Source organism: Streptomyces morookaense (assembly GCF_013030945.1).
GTDB lineage: Bacteria > Actinomycetota > Actinomycetes > Streptomycetales > Streptomycetaceae > Streptomyces > Streptomyces morookaensis.
Map to the genome: position 1 here is coordinate 154,476 of NZ_JABBXF010000008.1, position 21,352 is coordinate 175,827.

Here is a 21,352-nt window from a genome sequence, read left to right on the forward strand (position 1 = left end):
ATGAACAGAACAGAAAAGATCCGGCAGTTCATCGAGGACCGTTTCCTGGTCGAGTTCGGCGGCGACGTCACATCCGGCAGCGACCTCTTCAAGGCCGGAGTCATGGACTCCTTCGGCTACATCCAGCTCATGAGCTTCCTCGAGGACGAGTTCGGGATCGCCATCTCGGACGAGGACATGCTCACGAGCGTCTTCGTCTCGCTCGACGCGATCGACGGCTTCGTGGCCGGAAAGCTCTCCGAACGCCAAGGGGATGCTGCATGTGCGGGATAGCCGGATTCGTCGCGCCGTCGCTCCAGGGCGGCGCCGCGGCACCCGAGACCATCACGGCCATGCTGTCGCACATCCGTCACCGCGGGCCGGACGAGGCGGGCTACTACCTCGACGACGGCATCGCGATGGGCATGGTCCGGCTGGCGATCGTCGACCTCGCCTCCGGGCAGCAGCCGATGCCGGACGCCTCGGAGCGCTATTGGATCTGCTTCAACGGTGAGCTGTACAACCACCTCGAACTCCGCGCCGAACTGGAGCGCCTCGGCCGGACGTTCCGCACCCATTCGGACACCGAGGTGGTCCTGCAGTCCTGGATCCAGTGGGGGCCCGCCTGCCTGCCGCGTTTCAACGGCGCTTTCGCGTTCGCGATCCGGGACGCGGAGTCGGGCGAGCTCTTCCTGGCCCGTGACCGCTACGGCAAGCGCCCCCTCTTCTACACCGACCGCCCCGGCGCCTTCCTGTTCGCCTCGGAGATGAAGGCCTTCCGCGCCTTCCCCGGATTCCGTTTCGAGCTCGACCCCCGTGAGCTCGAAACGATCTACTCCGTGTGGACGCCGCTGCCCGACCGCACCCCTTTCCGGGGCGTCCGCCAGCTCCCGATGGGCAGCGTCCTCACCGTGCGCGGGGAGCACCGCGCACTGCACACCTACGAGGAACTCGGCGTCACCGCGGAACCGTTCGGCGGCTCGGAGGACGAGGCGGCGGCATTCGTCCGCGAGACGCTCCGCAGGAGCGTCGAACTGCGGCTGCGCAGCGACGTCGAGGTCGGCGTCTATCTGAGCGGCGGCCTGGACTCGTCCATCGTGACCCGGCTCGCGACGGAGCTCTCGCCGTACGAGGTGCGCACGTTCTCGGTGGAGTTCGAGGACCGCACCTTCGACGAGTCGAGCAGTCAGCAGATCGTGGCCTCCCACCTGGGGACCCGCCACTCGTCCATCGCCGTGTCGGGCACCGACATCGCCGAGGCCTTCCCGTCGGCCGTCTACCACGCCGAAGTCCCGGCGTTCCGCACCGCGTTCGTCCCCATGTATCTGCTGTCGCGCCATGTGCGCACGGCCGGCATCAAGACGATCCTCAGCGGAGAGGGCGCCGACGAGGCCTTCCTCGGCTATTCGCTGTTCCGCGAGACGCTGCTGCGCGCGTCCTGGAACGAGCTCTCGGACGAGGAACGGAAGGCGAAGCTCGCCGATCTCCACCCCGAGCTGGCGCATTTCGGCCCGGCCCACCAGAAGCACATGGCGGGGCTCTTCCGGCAGTTCTCCGTGGAGCAGCTGCCCGGCCTCTTCTCGCACGAGCTGCGCTACCAGAACGGCCGGTTCGCCGCCCGCCTGGTGCGGGACCGTGCCGAGCCCTTCGCGGACCTTCTCGAACTCGTCCGCACCACACCGGACTACGCCGCGCTGTCCGCCGTGCAGAAGGCGCAGTGGCTGGAGTACAAGACGCTGCTCCCCGGATATCTCCTCTCGACCCAGGGCGAGCGCATGGGCCTCGCGCACGGCGTCGAGAACCGGTGCCCGTTCCTCGACCCGGCGGTCGTGCGGGCGGCGGCATCGGTGAATCTGCGGTTCGACGACGGATTCACCGAGAAGGAGATCCTCAAGAAGGCGTTCCGCGGCGAGCTGCCCGAGGTGAGCATCACCCGGCGCAAGCAGCCCTACAAGGCGCCGGGCAGCGCCGTGTTCAAGGCGCAGCGGCCCGACTACCTGGAACTCCTGCTCTCCGACACGGAGCTGAAGCAGCTCGACTGCGTCGACCCGGTCTTCGCCCGCAAGCTCGTGGACAAGGTGATGTCCACCCCCGACGCGGAGATCAGCACCAAGGAGGACCAGGCATTCGTCTACCTGCTGTCGACGGCCGTCCTCCACCGGCAATTCGTGAGGAACAGGGAAGACGTGATGGGCACCCCGTCGGATGCCGAGCTGAAACTGCACACCATCGTGGACAGGCGGGGCGCATGAGCACGAACGACATTGCCATCATCGGCCTGGCCCTGAGATTCCCCGGCTCGGACACCCTCGAAGAGCTTGTGCAGCACCTTGTCGCCGGGCGGTCGCTGATTTCCGAGGTGCCGGCCGAACGCTGGGCGAAGGAACGCTGGTTCGGTGATCCGAAGGGCGGTGCCGAGAAGACCAGCAGCATCTGGGGCGGGTTCGTCGAGCACGCGGACTGCTTCGACGCCTCGTTCTTCAACATCTCCCCGCGCGAGGCGGAGAGCATGGACCCGCAGCAGCGGTTCGCCCTCGAACTCGCCTGGAAGGCCATCGAGGACGCCGGATACCGCGCGAGCGAGTTCGCGGGCACGAAGACCGGCGTCTTCATGGGCGTGTGCCACGCGGACTACGCGGAGCTCATGGAGCGCGAGGGCGTCAAGACCGACGTCTACTTCCCCACCGGCACCGCGTACTCCATCATCGCCAACCGCATCTCGTACGTCCTCGACCTCCAGGGGCCGAGCATCACCAACGACACGGCGTGCTCGTCCTCGCTCGTGTCGGTCTACGAGGCCGTCTCCGCGCTGCAGAACGGCGAATGCGGCCTCGCGCTCGCCGGCGGCGTCAACCTGGCCTGGTCGCCGAAGCACTTCGTCGCCTTCAGCCAGGCGAGCATGCTCTCCCGCACCGGCCGCAGCCGCGCCTTCGACCAGGGCGCCGACGGCTACGTGCGCGGCGAGGGCGGCGCCGTCCTGCTGCTGAAGCCGCTCGCGCAGGCGGTCGAGGACGGCGACCCGGTCCACGCCGTCATCAAGGGCATCGCCACCAACCACGGCGGGAAGACCAGTTCGCTCACGGTCACCAACCCGGCGGCCCAGGCCGACCTGATCCAGGGCCTCTACGAGCGGGCCGGCATCCGCCCGGAGACCGTCTCCTACATCGAGGCGCACGGGCCCGGGACGCCCGTCGGCGACCCGATCGAGATCGTCGCGCTCAAGCGGGCGTTCGCGAACCTCCACGCGGCGCAGGGCACCGAACCGGAGCCCGGCACCTGCGGCATCGGCTCGGTCAAGACAAACATCGGGCACCTCGAGGGCGCCGCGGGCGTCGCCGGGATGGCCAAGGTGATCGGCGCCCTCGCGACCGGGACGCTCCCCGCCACCGCCGGCTTCGAGGTGCAGAACAAGCTCATCAAGCTCGACGGCAGCCCGTTCGACATCGTCGGCGGCACCCGGCCGTGGACCGCCCCGGCCGGCGGCGCCCCGCGCCGCGCGGGCGTGAGCTCGTTCGGCTTCGGCGGGACGAACGCCCACGTCGTGCTGGAGGAGCACCGCAGCGAGGAGCACCACGAGGCGCAGGACGGGCCGCACATCGTCCCCCTCTCCGCCAAGACCCCCGAGCGGCTGCGCGCCGTCGCCCGCGCCCTCCTCGACCACCTGCGTGCACCCGAGCCCGGCGACGAGGTCGCCGCCGCCCTGCGCCCGCCGCAGGCCCTCGCCGACATCGCCCACACCCTGCAGACCGGCCGCGAACCGATGCCCGCCCGCGTGGCGTTCGTCGTCGCGGACCTGGCCGAACTGCGCACCGCGCTCGCCTCGTTCGTGGCCGGCACGCTGGGCGACGGCGAGGCCCACGGCATCGCCGACGAGACGGCCACCCGGTGGGCCGGGGGCGGCACCGTCGACTGGGCCGGACTCGGCAGCACCGGGCGCCGGCTGCGGCTCCCCACCTACCCGTTCGCGCGCGAGCGGCACTGGTTCCGGGTGCCGGAGGCCACGCCCGGGCAGCAGGCCGTGCTGCACCCGCTCGTGCACCGCAACACCTCCGACCTCTCCGAGCAGCGCTACAGCTCGTCCTTCACCGGGGACGAACCGTTCCTGGCCGCGCACCAGGTGCGCGGTGCCCGCGTGCTGCCCGCCGTGGCGTACGCGGAGATGGCCCGCGCGGCGGTGGAGTACGCCGCCGGGGACGGGGCACTGGTGCGGCTGCGGGACGTCGCGTGGCTGCGGCCGCTCGTCGCGGGCGCGGCACCGGTCGACGTCCACGTGGGGCTCGTGCCCGGCGAGAACGGCCGGATCGCGTTCGAGGTGTACTCCGGCCCGTCGGCACAGGACCCGTCGGCCGTCGTCCACAGCCGGGGCACCGCCGAACCGGGCACGCCCGGGGAGCCGGTGACGCTCGACCTCGACGCCCTGCGCGCCGCGTGCCCCACGTCGCGCGCCGCCGAGGACGTCTATGCCGCCTTCCGCGAGCAGGGCCTGGAGTACGGGCCCGCCATGCGCGGTCTGCGTGAAATCCACCTGGGGTCCGGGGAGTTGCTCGCCCGTGTCGCCCGGCCCGCGGAGGCGGGTCCGGACGACGGTGCCGTGCTGCCCCCGAGCGTGCTCGACGCCGCCTTCCAGGCCTCGCTGGTGCTGATGGCGGAGACGGCGGACGCCCCGGCCCGGGGTCCCGTCCTGCCGTTCACGCTGGAGGAGCTCGACGTCCACGGGCCGTGCCCGGCCGACACGTGGGCCCGGGTGCGGCGGCGCGAAGGCAGCGGCGTGCTCGACACGTTCGACATCGACCTGTGCGACGCCGACGGCGTCGTCGCCGTCCGGCTGCGCGGCCTGGTGCAGCGCACGGTCGCCGAGAAGACCGGCCGCGTCGTCACGGCGACGTGCGAGTGGACCGATGTGCCCGCCGAACAGGGCGCCGCCGCCACGCTGCACGGCTTCGTCGCCGGCAAGGCGGCCGAACCCGCGGACGGCATCGCGCTCACGCGCCTCCCCGACGTCACCCCCGACCGCATCGCCGACGGCGCGGACGCCGTGCTGGGCGCGGTGTTCGCGCGGGTGAAGGAGCTGGTGGCGTCCCGGCCCGGTACCGCGCAGCGCTGCGTCGTCCTCGTCGACGACCGGGTGCCGCGGCACTTCCACGCCCCGCTCACCGGTCTGTTCCGCACCGTCGCCCTGGAGAACCCGCTCGTCTCCGGCCGCGTGGTGCGCGTCCCCCACCTCGGCACCGCGACTCCCCGGCGGCTGGCGGACGTTCTCCGCGCGGAGGCCGCGGACATCGCATCCGATGCCGAGATCCGGTACACGGCGGACGGCACCCGCCAGGCGTGGCGCCCCGTCGACGTCGACCTCGGCGCCGGCCCGGAGGTCCCGCCGCTGAAGGAGGGCGGCGTCTACTGGCTGACCGGCGGACTCGGCGGCCTGGGACGGCACTTCGCCCGCTACATCGGGCGCTGCACGGGCACCACCGTCGTCCTGAGCGGCAGGACCGCCGACGAGGCGGCCCTGGCCGCACTGCGCGAGGCCGGGGTCGACGCCCACTTCGTCCCCGCCGACGTCACCGACAAGGCGGACGTCGAACGCACCGTCCGCGCGATCCTGCGCGAGCACGGTTCGCTCGACGGCATCGTCCATGCGGCGGGCGTGCTGCGCGACGCGTACGTCCTGCACAAGGACGCGGACGACCTTCCGGCCGTCATGGCGCCGAAGGTGCGCGGCGTGCTCAACCTCGATGCGGCGACACGCGACCTCGGGCTCGACTTCTTCGTCGTCTTCTCGTCCGTCGCGGGTGTCTACGGCAACTCCGGGCAGTCCGACTACGCGGCGGCCAACGCCTTCCTGGACGCGTTCGCCGGGCACCGGCGGACGCTGGCGGACGTCGGCGAGCGATCGGGCCGCACCGTCGCCCTCAGCTGGCCGCTGTGGGCGGACGGCGGGATGACGGCGGACGCCGTGACGCAGGAGGCGATGCGCCGCCAGCGCGGCTGGGAGCCGCTGCCGACGGAACCCGGCCTGCGCGTGTTCGGCGGCGCCCTGGCCGACGGGCCCGGGCACGTCGTCGTGGCGTACGGAACGGACGCGACCATGGCGCCCGAGGGGCGCACCGTGACCGCGCCGGTGTCCGCGGTCGTCGCGGAGCCCATCGCCGAGGGCGGCCTGGAGGAGCGAACGGCCGTCTTCCTCAAGCGCATTCTGGGCGAGGTGCTGCACCGCGACCCGGAGACGATCGACCCCGCGGTCAACCTCGTCGAGTACGGGATCGACTCGCTGAGCATCCTGGAGACGACGGGCCGCCTGGAGGACGTCTTCGGCCCGCTCTCGAAGACGATCTTCTTCGAGTACGTGAACGTCGAAGGCGTGGCCGGGTACTTCGCCGAGGCGCACCGCGAGAAGCTCGAATCCGTCCTCGGCGGCGCGCAGGCCCCGGAGGCTCCCGCGGCCCCTGCGGCCCCCGCAGCCCCGGTGGAGCGGCGCGCCCGCTTCGCCGCCCCGCGGGTCACGCAGGGTGAAACGACCGCCGCGCGCGACGACTACCACGACATCGCCATCATCGGCATCTCCGGCCGCTACCCGGGTGCCGAGACGCTCGACGAACTGTGGTCCGTCCTCGAAGAGGGCCGCCACAGCTTCGAGGAAGTCCCCCGCGACCGCTGGGACCACGACGCGCTGTACAGCCGCGACCGCGATGTCCTCGGCAAGAGCGTCATCCGCACGGGCACCTTCCTGCGCGGCATCGACGAGTTCGACCCCCGCTACTTCCGCGTCTCGAAGCGCGAGGCCGAGCGGATGTCGCCGGAGGTGCGGCTCTTCCTGCAGGCCGGCGTCGAGGCGCTGGAGGATGCGGGGTACTCGCGGGAGACGATCCAGCGGCAGTACCAGGGCGACGTGGGCGTGCTCGTCGGCACGATGAGCAACCACTACAACCTGTACGGCTTCCAGAACAACCTCACGCGCGGCGCCCCGGCGAGCGGCAGCTACACCGGGACGCTCCCCAACATGCTGTCGTACTTCTACGGGCTCACCGGCCCGTCGGTGTTCCTCGACACCATGTGCTCGGGTTCGTCGACGTGCGTGCACCAGGCCGTTCAGATGCTGCGCAACCGCGAGTGCCGGATGGCGGTCGCGGGCGGCGCGAACCTCCTGCTGCACCCGTACAACCTCGTCTCCTCGTCGCAGGAGCACTTCACGACCGCCACCTCGGACGTGATCCGCAGCTTCGGCCTCGGTGCGGACGGCACGATCCTCGGCGAGGGCGTCGGTGCCGTCGTCCTCAAGCCGCTGGTCGAGGCCGAGCGCGACGGCGACCACGTGTACGCCGTCATCAAGGGCACCGCCCTGTCCAACGCCGGTGTGCGCAACGGGTTCACCGTCCCGAACCCGCACATGCAGGCGCGCGCGATCGAGAAGGCCATCGACGACGCGGGCGTCGACCCGCGCACCATCGGCTATGTGGAAGGCCACGGGTCGGGCACCTCGCTCGGCGACCCGATCGAGGTCAAGGCGCTCACCACCGCCTTCCGGAAGCACACGGACGCCACGCAGTTCTGCGCCCTCGGCTCGGTGAAGTCCAACATGGGCCACCTGCTGCACGCGGCCGGCATGGTCGGCCTCGCGAAGGTGCTCCTGCAGTTCCGCGAGGGCACGCTCGTGCCGTCGCTGCACAGCTCCGAGCTCAACCCGGACATCGACTTCGCCGCCACGCCCTTCCGGGTGCAGCGCGAACTCGCCCCGTGGGAGCCGGTGACCACGACCGAGGACGGGCGCACGGTCGTCCATCCGCGGCGCGCCGGACTCACCTCGATCGGTGCGGGCGGGATGAACTCGCACATCGTCCTGGAGGAGTACGTGCCCGCCGCCGGCGCCCCGCGCCGCGAGCACGACGGGCGCGCCGAGCTGTTCGTCTTCTCCGCGATGACCGACGAGGCGCTCGCCGCGTACCTCACCCGCTTCCGCGCGTACCTGGCCGGAGTCGACGAGGCCGACCTGCCCGCGGTCGCCTTCACGCTGCGCGTGGGCAAGAACGAACTCCCGCGCCGCTGGGCCTTCCTGGCGCAGGACGCGCACACGGCCGCCGAGGCGATCGGCCGCTACCTCGCGGGCGACCGCGACCTCGCCGCCGCCCTCGCGGGCGACGACCCGCGGTCGGCGACGGCACGCGAGCTCGCCACCGCGTGGGTGGGCGGCAGGCGGACCGACTGGGACCTGCTGGACGACTCCCGCCCGCAGCGCCGCGTCTCCCTCCCGGCCTATCCCTTCGAGCGGGTGCGCTGCTGGGTCGAGCAGGAGGACGGCGCACCGTCCGTGCTCGCGCCGCTCGCCCTGCGCGACAAGGTGCATCCGCTGCTCGGGCGCAACGAGTCCGACGTCGACGGGCTGCGCTACGTCCTCGACGTCCACCTCGGCGACCTCGCCGACTACGGGCTGCAGCACGGCCGGACGCCCGGGATCGTCCCGACGTTCGCCGTCGAGTCGGCGTTCGCCGCGGCCAGGGTCTCGGGCTTCGCCGCCGATGCGGTGGTGAGCGGCCTGCGCATGACGGGCCCGGCCGACTGGACGGCAACTGAGCGCCTGGTCACGGAGTTCGCCGTCACGGGTGACGGCACGGCCTCCGGTGCCGTGTCGGCGGAGGACGCGTCGGGCGCACGCGTGCCGGTCGCGCAGTTCACCGTGCGGCCGGGGGACGGCCGGCTCGCGCCGGCTCCCGAGCAGCTCTCCCTGGCCACCGCGGTGCGTACCCTCGGCAAGGCGGAGGCGCTGGCGGAACTGGCCGAGGGCGGCACGGAGTACGAGCCGTTGTCCTCCGGCCTCACCGGGGCGTACCGGCTGCGGGACGGCCGGATCGTCCTCGGCGTCGCCGCACCGGAGCTCCAGCGGGACCACGCCCGGCGCAACGTCACCCTCCCGCCGTTCGTCCTCGCCGCCGTCGCGCAGGCGGTCCGCCTCGCGGCGCAGGCCGCGCCGCGCCGGATCGGCGAGGTGCGGCTGTACGGCGACGCCGCCGAAACGGCTTATGTGCTCTGCGAGTTCGCCGCCGGACGCATCCGGCTGCTGGGCCGGGACGGTGCGGTGCTGGGCGAGTTCACCGGGGTGGACTGCGACGAGACGGCTGCCGTGGCTGCGGCGACCGAGCCCGTGCAGGCCTCCCGGACCCCCGCGGACGGCGTGCTCGCCTCCGTGGTGGACGAGCTGCGCGACATCGCGGCGGGCATCCTGAAGTTCGAGGCCGCCGAGCTGGACGTACACACGACGTTCGACGCCTTCGGCTTCGACTCGATCTCGCTCGTGTCGTTCGCCAAGCAGGTGCGGGAGCGGCTCGGCGCCGACCTGAGCCCCGCGGCGTTCTTCGACGTGAACACGTTCGACGCGCTGGGCAGGCATCTGGTCGCGGACCTGGGTGCGCATGGGCCGACGCCGGCGGTCGAAGAAATCGTCGAAGCCGAGGTACCGGCGGCCGCCCCCGCCCCCGTGCCGGACGGCGGGCCGCTCCGCATCGCCGTCATCGGTGCCGCGGGCCGCTTCCCCGGCGCCCCCGACCTGGCCGCGTACTGGGCGAACCTCGTCGACGGCAGGGACTCCGTCTCGGAGTTCCCCCTGCACCGCTACGACGCCGCCTACCGCGCCACCGTCGAGGCGTCCGACTTCCCGCGGCACGCGGGGGTCCTGGACGACGTCGACGCCTTCGACGCGGGCTTCTTCCAGATCTTCCCGCGCGAGGCGGAGCTGATGGACCCGCAGCACCGCCTCGCCCTCGAAACGGTCTGGAACGCGCTGGAGGACAGCGCGTACACGCCCGCGGACCTGCCGAAGAACACCGGCCTGTTCCTCGGCGTCTCGGGCACCGACTACGCCACCCTCCTCACGGCGTACGGCACGCCGCCGGACGCGTTCACCTCGACGGGCAACGCGCACTCGATGCTCGTCAACCGCATCTCGTACGTGCTCGACGTGCGCGGCCCCAGCGAGCCCGTGGACACGGCCTGTTCGAGCTCGCTCGTCGCCGTGCACCGGGCCGTCGAGGCCATCCGCTCCGGGGCCTGCGACGTGGCGGTGGCCGGCGGGGTCAACCTGCTGCTGAGCGTCGACACGTTCGTCAGCGCGCACCGCGCCGGGATGCTCAGCCCGGACGGCCGCTGCAAGACGTTCTCCGCCGACGCGGACGGCTATGTGCGCGGCGAGGGCGTCGGCGCCGTCGTCCTCAAGCCTCTCGCCGCGGCCGAGCGGGACGGCGACGCGATCCTGGGCGTCATCGTCGGCAGCGCCGAGAACCACGGCGGCCGGGCCAACTCCCTGACGGCGCCCAACGCGGACGCCCAGGCCGAGCTCGTCACCGCGGCCATGGGCGGCACGGACCCCGACACCGTCGGCTACATCGAGGCCCACGGCACCGGGACCGCGCTCGGCGACCCGGTCGAGGTGCGCGCGCTGCAGACCGCGTTCCGGCGGCTCGGGAGCAGCAACCGCGGCACCTGCGGGCTGAGTTCGGTGAAGACGAACATCGGCCACCTGGAGGCCGCGGCGGGCATCGCCGGCTTCCTCAAGGTGCTCCTCGCGATGCGGCACGGCGTGCTTCCCGCCACGCAGCACTGCCGCGAGATCAACCCCTACATCCAGCTCGACGGAGGGCCTTTCCACATCGTGCGCGAGAACGAACCCTGGCAGCGCCCCCGCGACCGCGACGGTGCCCTCGCACCGCGGCGTGCGGGTGTGAGCAGCTTCGGCTTCGGCGGTGCGAACTGCCATGTCGTCGTGGAGGAGTACACACCGGACGGCGACGTCCGTGACGACGACGCCGCGCAGACGACCGCCGTCGTGCCGCTCTCGGCCCGCACGGGCGAGCAGCTGCGCGACCGGGCGGCGGGCCTGCTGCAGTACCTGGAGACGACGGAGCGCCCGGCGGCGCTCGCCTCGATCGCCTGGACCCTGCAGGCGGGGCGCGCCCCGATGGCCGAGCGGGCCGGCTGGGTCGTGGCCTCGCACGGCGAACTCGCCGAGCGGCTCCGCGCGTTCCTCGCGGGCGACGGCGGCCGCACGGCGGAGCCGGGGACGGTGCTCGCCCGCTGGCTCGCGGGGGACGTGCCGGACTGGCGTGCGCTGTACGGGGCGAGGACGCCACGGCGGGCGCATCTGCCGGCGTATCCGTTCGCGCGGGAGCGGTACTGGATCCCCGGCCAGGAGAAGGCTGTTCCCACGGCGCGCACGACGCTCCTCACGCCCCGCTGGGCGGAGCGGCGACCGGGTGCGACGGCGGCCGGGGCCGACCGCCGTGTGGTGATCCTCTGCGGGAGCCTGGTGTCGGCGCGAAGTGCGCTGGACGATGTCCGTTGCGTGCCGGTGGAGACGTCCCGGCAGCGGACCGACAGCCGCTTCACGGACGTCTCGCGCCAGGTCTTCGGCATCGTCCGGGATCTCGCCGCCGAGGCGCAGGAGGGCAGGACGCTCGTCCAGGTGCTGACGGACGAGCCGGTCGATCTCGCGCTCGGCGGGCTGCTGCGGACGGCGACGCTGGAGCACCCGCGGCTCACGGGCCAGGTCATCTGCCTCGAGGGCGGGGCCCGTTCGGGCGCGGACGTGGCCGCGATCGCCGCGGAGAACGCACCGGGCGCGGCGGAGGACGGTCTCGTCCGCTACCGGGGCGGCGTGCGCACCGTGTGCACCTGGGATGCGGTGGCGCCGCAGCCGGGTGGCGGTGCGGGGGTGCCGTGGCGGGACGGCGGCGTCTACCTGATCACGGGCGGCGCGGGCGGCATCGGTGCCGTCGTCGCACGGCGGATCGCGCAGGACGTGGCACGGCCGGTGCTCGTCCTCACCGGCCGGTCCGCGCGGGACGCGCGCATCGACGCGCTCGTCGGCGAACTCCGGGCCGCGGGGGCGGACGCCCGTTACGAACAGGCGGACGTCTCGCGCTGGGAGGAGGTGCGCCACGTGGTGGCGCACGTCCGGGAGACGGCGGGGGAGATCCACGGTGTCATCCACTCCGCCGGAGTGATCCGCGATGCGCTGCTGACGCGCAAGACGGCCGAGGAGTGGGAGGACGTACTGGCACCGAAGGCCGCGGGCCTGGTGAACCTGGACCGCGCGATCGGCAGTGCGCCGCTCGGCTTCCTGATCGCCTTCTCCTCCGGCGCCGCGGTCACCGGCAACCCCGGGCAGGCGGACTACGCCACGGCCAACGCCTTCGTCGACGCCTTCGCCGCGGGGCGCGCTGCGCGCGTGGCGGCCGGGGAGTGCTCGGGCCGCACGCTGTCGGTGGCGTGGCCGCTGTGGAAGGACGGCGGCATGACGGTCGACGAGGCCGGCCTGGCCTACCTGTGGCAGAGCCGGGGCCTGTCCCCCATGCCGTCGCCGCAGGGCCTCGCGGCCCTGACGGACGCGTGGGCACTGGGCACCGACCGGGTGTGGGTCCACCACGGGGACCCGGCAAGGGCGTTGGGGCCGGAGTCGGAGCCGGAGCCGGTTGCCGCCACCGCCCCGTCCGACCGGCTGACCCGGGAGACCCTCCGCCTCCTCACGGCGCTGTACGCGCGGGTCACCAAGCTGGGGGCAGTGGACCCGGACGAGCAACTCGGCTCGGCGGGCCTCGACTCGATCACGGTGCTGCAGCTGAACAGGGAGCTGGCGGCGGTGTTCGGGGAGGTCTCGAAGACACTGTTCTACGAGTTCCCGACGCTGCGCGCGGTAGCGGCGCACCTGGTGGAGAAGCACGCACCGGAGGCGCAGGAGTGGACGGGCGTGTCACCCCGTCAGGGGCGCGGGGAACTGCGCGAGCAATCACAGCCGACCCGCGGCCGCACAACTGCAGAGGCACCCCCCACGGACCGCGAACCGGTCGCCGTCATCGGTATGAGCGGCCGCTACCCCGGTGCCCCCGACCTCGCCGCCTTCTGGGAGAACCTCGCGGCCGGCCGCGACGGCATCGGCACCGTGCCGGCGGACCGGTGGTCGCTCGACGGGTTCTTCGAGGCCGACCGGTCGGCCGCCGTCGCCAACGGCCGCAGTTACAGCAAGTGGGGCGGGTTCCTCGACGGGTTCGCCGACTTCGATCCGCTGTTCTTCCGGATCTCGCCGCGCGAGGCGTACGCCATGGACCCGCAGGAGCGGCTCTTCCTGCAGGCATCCTGGGAGGTGCTGGAGGACGCCGGGTACGCCCGCGCCGAGCTCGCCCGCCGTCACGGCCGGCGCGTCGGCGTGTTCGCCGGCGTCACCAAGTCCGGTCATGCGCGGCACGCCCCCGCCCGCCTGCCCTCCGGCGAGACCGTCGTCCCTGCCCTCTCCTTCGCCTCGCTCAGCGCCCGTACCTCGTACGTGCTGGACCTGCGCGGCCCGAGCCTGACGCTCGACACGATGTGCTCGGCGTCGCTCACCGCGATCCACGAGGCGTGCGAGCACCTGCACCAGGGCGCGTGCGAACTCGCCATCGCCGGTGGCGTCAACCTCTACCTGCACCCGCTGGACTACATCGAGCTGTGCAGCTCGAACATGCTGGCCGCCGGCCCCGAATGCCGCAGCTTCGGCGACGGAGGCGACGGGTTCGTCCCCGGCGAGGGTGTCGGCGCCGTCCTGCTCAAGCCCCTGTCGCGCGCCCTCGCCGACGGTGACCGCGTGCTGGCGGTGATCCGTGGGACGAGCATCAACCACGGCGGCCGGTCGCACGGTTACACGGTGCCCAGCCCGGGCGCCCAGGCGGAGCTGATCCGCGACGCGCTGACGCGCGCAGGCGTCTCGGCGCGCGAGGTCGGCTACGTCGAAGCGCACGGCACCGGCACCGAGCTCGGCGACCCGATCGAGGTGACGGGCCTGACCCGGGCCTTCGAACAGGACACGGCAGACCGGCAGTTCTGCGCCCTCGGCTCCGTGAAGTCCACCATCGGACACCTGGAGGCCGCCGCGGGCATCGCGGGCCTCACCAAGGTCGTCCTGCAGATGCAGCACAAGCAGCTCGTACCGAGTCTGCACGCCGACACCCCCAACCCGAACATCGACTTCGGGCGGACGCCGTTCTTCCTGCAACGTGAGCTCGCACCGTGGCAGCCGGCCGACGGGCCGCGCATCGCCTCGGTCTCCTCGTTCGGCGCGGGCGGCTCCAACGCCCACGTGATCCTGGAGGAGTTCGAAGCACCCGCCGTCCCGGCGGACGGCGGCGGCGAGCACCTCGTCGTCCTGTCCGCGCGCACGCCGGAGCAGCTCCACGACGCGGCCGCACGGCTGGCCGGTCACCTTGAGCAGAACGACGTCCCCGTGGCCGACCTCGCCTTCACGCTCCGGACCGGGCGCGAGGCGATGAAGGAGCGCCTGGCCACCGTCGCCTCGTCCAGCGCCGAACTGTGCCGCACCCTCCGCGCGTTCCTCGCCGAGGGCGACACGGCGGCGGGCGTCCACCGCGGCACCGCCGGGCACACCCGCGGCCTCCTCGCGGAGATCGCCGGTGACGAGGACTTCCAGGAGTTCCTCGCCACCCGCTGGGGCCGCGCGGGCAAGCTCGACCGGCTCGCCGCCCTCTGGGCCGACGGCGCCGACCTCGACTGGCACGCCCTGGACCCCGGGACGACGCCGCGCCGCCGGATCGCCCTGCCCACGTACCCGTTCGCGCGCGACCGCTACTGGATCGGCGACCTCGCCCCGGTCCCGGCCGGCAACGTCCCGGCCGGCAGCGCCACGACCGGCACCATCACGTCCGCTCCGCCCGCCGCGGAGCCGGAGGAGACCATGAACGTCACGCACCTGGACGAGCAACTCCCGCGCCTCGTGCGGGAGACGCTCGCGAAGGCGCTCGCGATGCAGGAGCACGAGATCGACGGCGCCCTCGCCTTCGCGGACTACGGCCTGGACTCCATCCTCGCCGTCCGCGTCGTGCACGAGCTCAACGAGGCGCTGTCGCTCGACCTTTCGACGAGCGTCGTCTACGACCACAGCACCGCCGACCGCCTCACCGCGCACGTCCTCGCGGAGCACCGCAAGGCCACCCCCGTCCCTGTCCCCGTCCCCGCCTCCGCCCCCGCCCCGCGGAGCACCGGGCGGCGCACGCCCATCGCCATCGTCGGGATGAGCGGCCGGTTCGCCGGTTCCGACTCGCCCGACGAGCTGTGGGCCCATCTGGCGGCCGGTGACGACCTCGTCACCGAGGCCACCCGCTGGGACCTCGACGGCGCGCGCTGCACCCGCGGTGCGTTCCTCGACGGCATCGACGAGTTCGACCCGCTGTTCTTCAACATCTCCGGCGTCGAGGCCGCCGTGATGGACCCGCAGCAGCGGCTGCTGCTGGAGGAGTGCTGGAAGGCACTGGAGGACGCCGGTTACGCGGGCCGGCAGATGAACGAGCGCCGTTGCGGCGTCTACGTCGGCTGCTGGGACGGCGACTACCAGACCCTCGTCGGCGAGAACGCCCCGGCCCAGGCCTTCTGGGGCAACACGGCCTCCTTCGTCCCCAGCCGCATCTCGTACTTCCTCAACCTCAAGGGCCCCGCCATCGCGGTCGACACCTCGTGTTCGAGCTCGCTCGTCGCGATCGACCTGGCGTGCAAGGACCTGTGGGCGGGCGAGACGAGCATGGCCCTGGCGGGCGGCGTCTATGTGCAGAGCACGCCGCGGCTGTACGACCTGGCCGGGCGCGCCGGGATGCTCTCGCCGACCGGCCGCTGCCACGCCTTCGACCATCGCGCCGACGGGTTCGTCCCGGGCGAGGCCGTCGGCGTCCTCGTCCTCAAGCGGCTCGAGGACGCCCTGGCCGACGGCGACCACATCCACGGCGTGATCAACGGCTCCGGCGTCAACCACGACGGCGCGACGAACGGGATCACCGCGCCGAGTTCGGTGTCGCAGGAGAGCCTGCTGAGCGAGGTGTACGCGGCCTACGGCATCGACGTCGAGCAGATCCAGCTCGTCGAGGCGCACGGCACGGGCACGAAGCTCGGCGACCCGATCGAGTTCGAGGCGCTGACGCGCGCGTTCCGCAAGGGCACGGACCGGACCGGCTACTGCGCGCTGGGTTCCGTCAAGACGAACCTGGGCCACACCCAGCACGCGGCCGGTGTCGCCGGTGTGCTCAAGGTGCTGCTGGCGCTGAAGAACGAGCAGATCCCCGCGTCCCTGCACTTCGAGGCGGCCAACGAGGCCGTCGACCTGGCCGCCAGCCCCTTCTACCTGCCGACGCGCACCCGCAAGTGGGAGGCGCCCGGCGCCGGTCCGCGCCGCGGCGTGGTGAGCTCCTTCGGCGCGAGCGGGACGAACGCGCACCTCGTCATCGAGGAGGCACCGGCCGCGCTGCGCGCACGGACCCCGCGCACCGCCCACCTGATCGTGCTGTCGGCACACTCGCGCGAGCAGCTCGCGCAGCAGGTGACGCGCCTGGCGGCGCACCTGCGCCGCGAACCGGCCCTGGAATGCGGCGACATCGCCTACACGCTCCTGGCCGGGCGGGAGCACTTCGGCCACCGCTTCGCGTGCGTCGTCCGCGACCGCGCCGAGCTCCTGACGGTCCTGGACGAAGGCCTGTCCGGTTCCCGGGCGTTCACCGGCGAGCCGATGCCCGCCGGCAGCTCCCGGCCGGCGGCGGAGGCGGTGCGCCTCGGCTCCCCCGCGTCGCCCGCGTACCGCAACGACCTGGAGACACTCGCCGGGGTCTATGTGCGGGGCGCCGCGCTCGACCACGACGCACTGTTCGCCGCGGGCGACCGCAACCGTGTCCCGCTGCCGACCTACCCGTTCGCCCGCGAGAGCCACTGGGCGGCACCGACACCGCCGCGCCGGTCGGCACGGCCCGTGCCGGCTGCGGCTGTTGAGGGGTCGGCCCGGGGTCTGCCGCAGACTCCCGTGATGCCGGCCGGTGACGAGCGCGCGCTGCACGCCCCCGTCACGCTGACCGGTGACGAGTCCGTCCTCCGCGACCATCTGGTGCACGGCCGCCGGGTCCTGCCCGGTGTCGCCCACCTGGAGATGGCCCGCGAGGCCGCGGCCCGCGCGCTCGGGGCCGCAGCCGCGGAACCCCTCACGATGCGGAACGTCACCTGGGTGCGGCCGCTCGTCTGCGACGGCACGCCCGTCGAGGTGGACGTCCGGGTGAAGCCCGCGCACGACGGCGGGGTCTCCTTCGAAGTGACCGCGGACGCCACGGTGTTCAGCGAGGGCCGGGTGGCCCGGAACACCGGTCCGCGCCCGGCGCGCGCCGACCTCGCGGCCCTGCGCGCCGCATGCTCAACCCCCGTGTCCGCGGCCCGTATCGGCGAGGCGCTCGTGTCGATGGGCATCAGCCACGGCCCGGCGCTCCGCGCGATCGCCGAGGCCCATACCGGCCCCGGCACCGTGCTCGCCCGGCTCGCCCTCCCGGCCGCGGCCGACGGCGGTGCGGAGTACGTGCTGCACCCGGCGCTGATGGACTCGGCCATCCAGGCCTCCATGGCCCTGCACCTCGGCGGCACTTCGGAGGACACCACGGTGCCCTTCGCCCTCGACCGGCTCGACGTCTTCGCCCCCTGCACGTCCTCGATGTGGGCCGTCGTCCGCACCGCGGACACCGGTTCCGCGGGCAGCACGGTCGAGCGGCTCGACATCGATCTCCTCGACGCGGACGGCGCGGTGTGCGTCCGTATGACCGGCTACGCCTCGCGCCGCTCCCCCGCCCCGGTGCCCGCGTACTTCGCGCCCGTGTGGGACACGGTCCCGGCGGCCGAGGACGCTGTGCGCGTCCCTGCCCGGCAGGACCGCGTCCTGGTCGTCGGCGGAACGGACGCCCAGCGCGCGGCCATTGCGCTCGACCACCCGGACGCCCGGACGTGGGACCTCGGCCCGGATGCGTCGGTCGACGAGATCGCCCGCGCCCTGCAGGCCGGCGGCCCGCTCGACCACCTCGTGTGGATCGCCCCCGGCACCGCGCCGGAGCCGGGCGACGCGGCAGGCTTCGTCGCCGCGCAGGAGGAGGGCGTCATCGCGGCCTTCCGCATGATCAAGGCCCTGGTGCGGACGGGCCACGACGCCCGCCCGCTGGGCATCACGCTGGTCACGCGACGCGCCCTCGTCACGCACACCGGCGAGGACGTCCGGCCCGCCCACGCCGGACTGCACGGCCTCTTCGGCTCGCTGGGGCGCGAGTACACGCACTGGACCGTGCGCCGCACCGACCTCGACGACACCGTCTGGCCCGCGGACCTCACGGCACTGCCCGCGCACTCGCACGGCGACACCTGGGCGCTCCGCTCGGGCCAGTGGCTCGGCCGCCGGCTCGCCCCGTGCGCCACGGCCCCCGCGCCCGCGGCCCCGTACCGCGAGGGCGGCGTGTATGTGGTGATCGGCGGCGCGGGCGGCCTGGGCACGGCCTGGACGCAGCACGTCGTCGAGCGCCACGGCGCCCGCGTGGTGTGGATCGGGCGCCGGGCCCATGACGCGTCCGTCGAAGCCAAGTTGCGAGGGATCCGCGGCCGCGGCGAGGTCCACTACATCTCGGCCGACGCCACCGACCCGGAGGCACTGCGCCGCGCCCACGCCGAGGTCAAGAGCCGGTACGGGCGGATCGACGGCGTGATCCAGGCCGCGCTCGTGCTGCGCGACCAGACCCTGGCCGCCATGGACGAGTCCGCCTTCCGCGCGGCCCTGGCCGCCAAGGTCGACGCAAGTGCCGCCATGGCCCGGGCCTTTGCGGACGAGCAGCTCGACTTCGTCCTCTTCTTCTCCTCGCTCCAGTCCTTCAGCACGGCGGCCGGGCAGAGCAACTACGCGGCCGGCTGCACCTTCAGCGACTCCTACGCCCACCTGCTGTCCCGGCACTGGAGCTGCCCGGTGAAGGTGATGAACTGGGGCTGGTGGGGCAGCATCGGCAGTGCGGCCTCCGACTTCCACCGGCAGCACATGGCCCGCTGGGGGCTGCTGTCGATCGAGCCGCCGGAGGGCATGGCGGCCCTCGGCACGCTCCTCGCCGGACCGCAGGCGCAGGCCGGCTTCGTCAAGGTGACCGGACTGGACGCCCTCGAAGCGATCGATCCCGCGACGCGGACGACGGTGTACGGGCGGACCGCGGAGCACATCCCGGCCCACGCGGTCACCGCACGGCCCGCGGCGCCGGAGGCGCGCGAGACGCTGCGCGCGATGGCCGAGTGGCGCGCGGCGGAACGCGACCCGATCCTCGCCCGGATGACCCGCGCCCACCTGCAGGCGCTCGGCGCCGACACGGTGGCGTCGCGCGAACGCGCCGGAATCCTCGACCGGTACACCACCTGGCTCGACCACGCGCTGCGCATGTCCCCCGACTCGGCCCCGCCGCTCGACGTCGTCACCCGCGAGTGGGACGAGCGCCGCGCGGCCTGGTCCGCCGACCCGGACAAGAGGGCCGAACTCGCGCTCGTCGACGCCACGTTGCGTGCCCTGCCCGACATCCTGACCGGCCGCACGCGCCCCACGGACGTCATGTTCCCGCGCGGCTCAGTCGAGCTCGTCGAGGGCTGCTACCGCAACAACCGGGTGGCCGACACCTACAACCGGGCCATGGCCGACGCCGCGGTGTCCGTGGTGACGGAGCGGCTGCGCCGCGAGCCGGGTGCGCGGCTGCGCATCCTGGAGATCGGCGCGGGCACGGGCGGCACGAGCGTGGGGATGTTCGCCGCGCTGCGTCCGTTCCAGGAGCACATCGAGACCTACACCTACACGGATCTGTCCAAGGCGTTCCTGAACCGCGCGCGTTCCGAGTACGGGCCCGACGTGCCGTACCTGACGTGCACGCGCTTCGACGCGGAACAGCCGCTCGCCGGCCAGGGCATCGCCGCGGGCAGCTTCGACCTCGTCATCGCCGCCAACGTCCTGCACGCCACCAGCGACACCCGCAACACGCTCCGCAACGCCAAGGCGGCGCTGCGGGACGGGGGCTGGCTGCTGCTGAACGAGCTCGCGCAGTTCGACGTCTTCAGTCACCTCACGTTCGGCCTGCTCGAAGGCTGGTGGCTGTTCGAGGACGCGCCGCTGCGCATCCCGGGCTCGCCCGCGCTGTCGCCGGAGAGCTGGCGGGACGTGCTGCACGGCGAGGGCTTCCCGTCGGTGGTCTTCATGCTGCCGGAGGCGGACGGGCTGGGGCAGCGGATCATCGCGGCGGAGAGCGACGGGGTGGCGCGCCAGCGGGTCGCCCTGCCGGCGGCTGATGCGACGACAGCGCCGGCACCGGTGCCCGCGCCCACGACTCCGGCTCCGGCTCCGGCTCCCGTTGCGACCCCGCCGGCTCCCGAGCCCGCGCCGCAACTGCCCGTCGCGGACCGCGGCGAGACGCTGACCGCTTACCTGCGCGAGAAGGCGGCGGACACTCTCCGCATCCCCGCGGAGAAGATCGACGCGACGGTGCCGCTGTCGCACTACGGCATGGACTCGATCCTCGTCCTGCAGCTGACCAACGCACTCCGCGAGGACCTGGGCGAGGTCTCGTCCACGCTGCTCTTCGACGCGGAGTCGGTCGAGGCGCTCGCGGAGCACTTCCTCGCCGAGGGAGGCGAGCGCGTCGATGCGCTGGTCGCGCGGCTGCGGCCCGACGTCCCCGCCGCCGCCCCGGCCTACGAACCGGCCCCCGAACCGGCGCCCGCGGCGCAGGGGCTCGGCGCGCTGTTCCGCACGGCGGCCCGCGCGGGCAAACTGGAGCGGATCAGCACGCTGTTGACGGCGGCCGCGGAACTCCGGCCGACGTACGAGACCGGCGGCCCGGAGCCGGAGACCATGCGGCTCGCGGACGGTGCCCGCGACCTCCCGCTGGTCTGCGTGCCGTCCCTGATCGCGCCCACCGGTGCGTACCAGTTCCTGAAGTTCGCCGGCGCGCTGCGGGACCGTCGCGAGGTGTGGACGGCCGCCCTGCCGGGCTACGGCACGGGCGAGCCGCTGCCGCAGACCGCGGAGGCGGCGGCCGACCGGCTGGCCCGTACCCTGCAACAGCGGTTCGCCGGGCGCAGGTTCGCGCTCGCGGCGTACTCGTCGGGCGGCTGGATGGCCCACGAGACGGTCCGGAGGCTGGAGGCCCTGGGCACCCCGCCGGCCGCGCTCGTCCTGCTGGACTCCCCGGGTTCGACCGGTACGGGGATGTGCCGCGGCATGGCCACGATCACGCGCCGGCTGGTCGACCAGTTCCCGCAACTGCCCGTCGAGGACGACCAGCTCACCGCCATGGCCTGGTACGCGGAGCTGTTCGACGGCTGGCGGCCCGGTCCGGTGGCCGTCCCGACCCTGTTCGTCGCTGCGCAGCAGGAGTGCCTGCAGGAGGTGCTCGGCGACGGCCTGCCGGACTGGCGGCCCGACTGGCACCTGCCGCACACCCGCCGCGAGGTGACCGGCAACCACTTCTCGATGCTCGAGGAGGACGCCGCCACCACCGCCGCAGCCGTCCACCAGTGGCTGACCGAGCACGTCGGTTGACCAACT

General features: G+C 73.3%; 3 protein-coding genes. All 3 read left to right on the forward strand.

The features are described 5' to 3' along the window. The 3 genes from HG542_RS05270 to HG542_RS05275 are packed head-to-tail and all read left to right on the forward strand — an operon-like array spanning position 1 to position 21,346. On the forward strand, positions 1-273 hold the full coding sequence (locus HG542_RS05270; RefSeq protein WP_171078844.1) for a phosphopantetheine-binding protein: 273 nt from the start codon (positions 1-3) through the stop codon (positions 271-273). Continuing rightward, positions 261-2,231 carry an asparagine synthase (glutamine-hydrolyzing) gene (gene asnB, locus HG542_RS34350; RefSeq protein WP_176606243.1) on the forward strand — a complete coding sequence of 657 codons (1,971 nt, stop codon included), beginning with the start codon at positions 261-263 and terminating at the stop codon, positions 2,229-2,231. Before HG542_RS05270 ends, asnB begins: the two co-directional genes overlap by 13 nt. Beyond that, positions 2,228-21,346 (forward strand): SDR family NAD(P)-dependent oxidoreductase, encoded by a 19,119-nt coding sequence (locus tag HG542_RS05275; RefSeq protein WP_176606244.1) that lies wholly within the window; start codon positions 2,228-2,230, stop codon positions 21,344-21,346. Before asnB ends, HG542_RS05275 begins: the two co-directional genes overlap by 4 nt. The last annotated feature ends 6 nt before the right edge of the window (positions 21,347-21,352 follow it).

Excerpts from the sequence above, each read along its gene's own strand:
- HG542_RS05270 (WP_171078844.1), top strand. The coding sequence starts at position 1 with ATGAACAGAACAGAAAAGATCCGGCAGTTCATCGAGGACCGTTTCCTG.
- asnB (WP_176606243.1), top strand. The coding sequence starts at position 261 with ATGTGCGGGATAGCCGGATTCGTCGCGCCGTCGCTCCAGGGCGGCGCC.
- HG542_RS05275 (WP_176606244.1), top strand. The coding sequence starts at position 2,228 with ATGAGCACGAACGACATTGCCATCATCGGCCTGGCCCTGAGATTCCCC.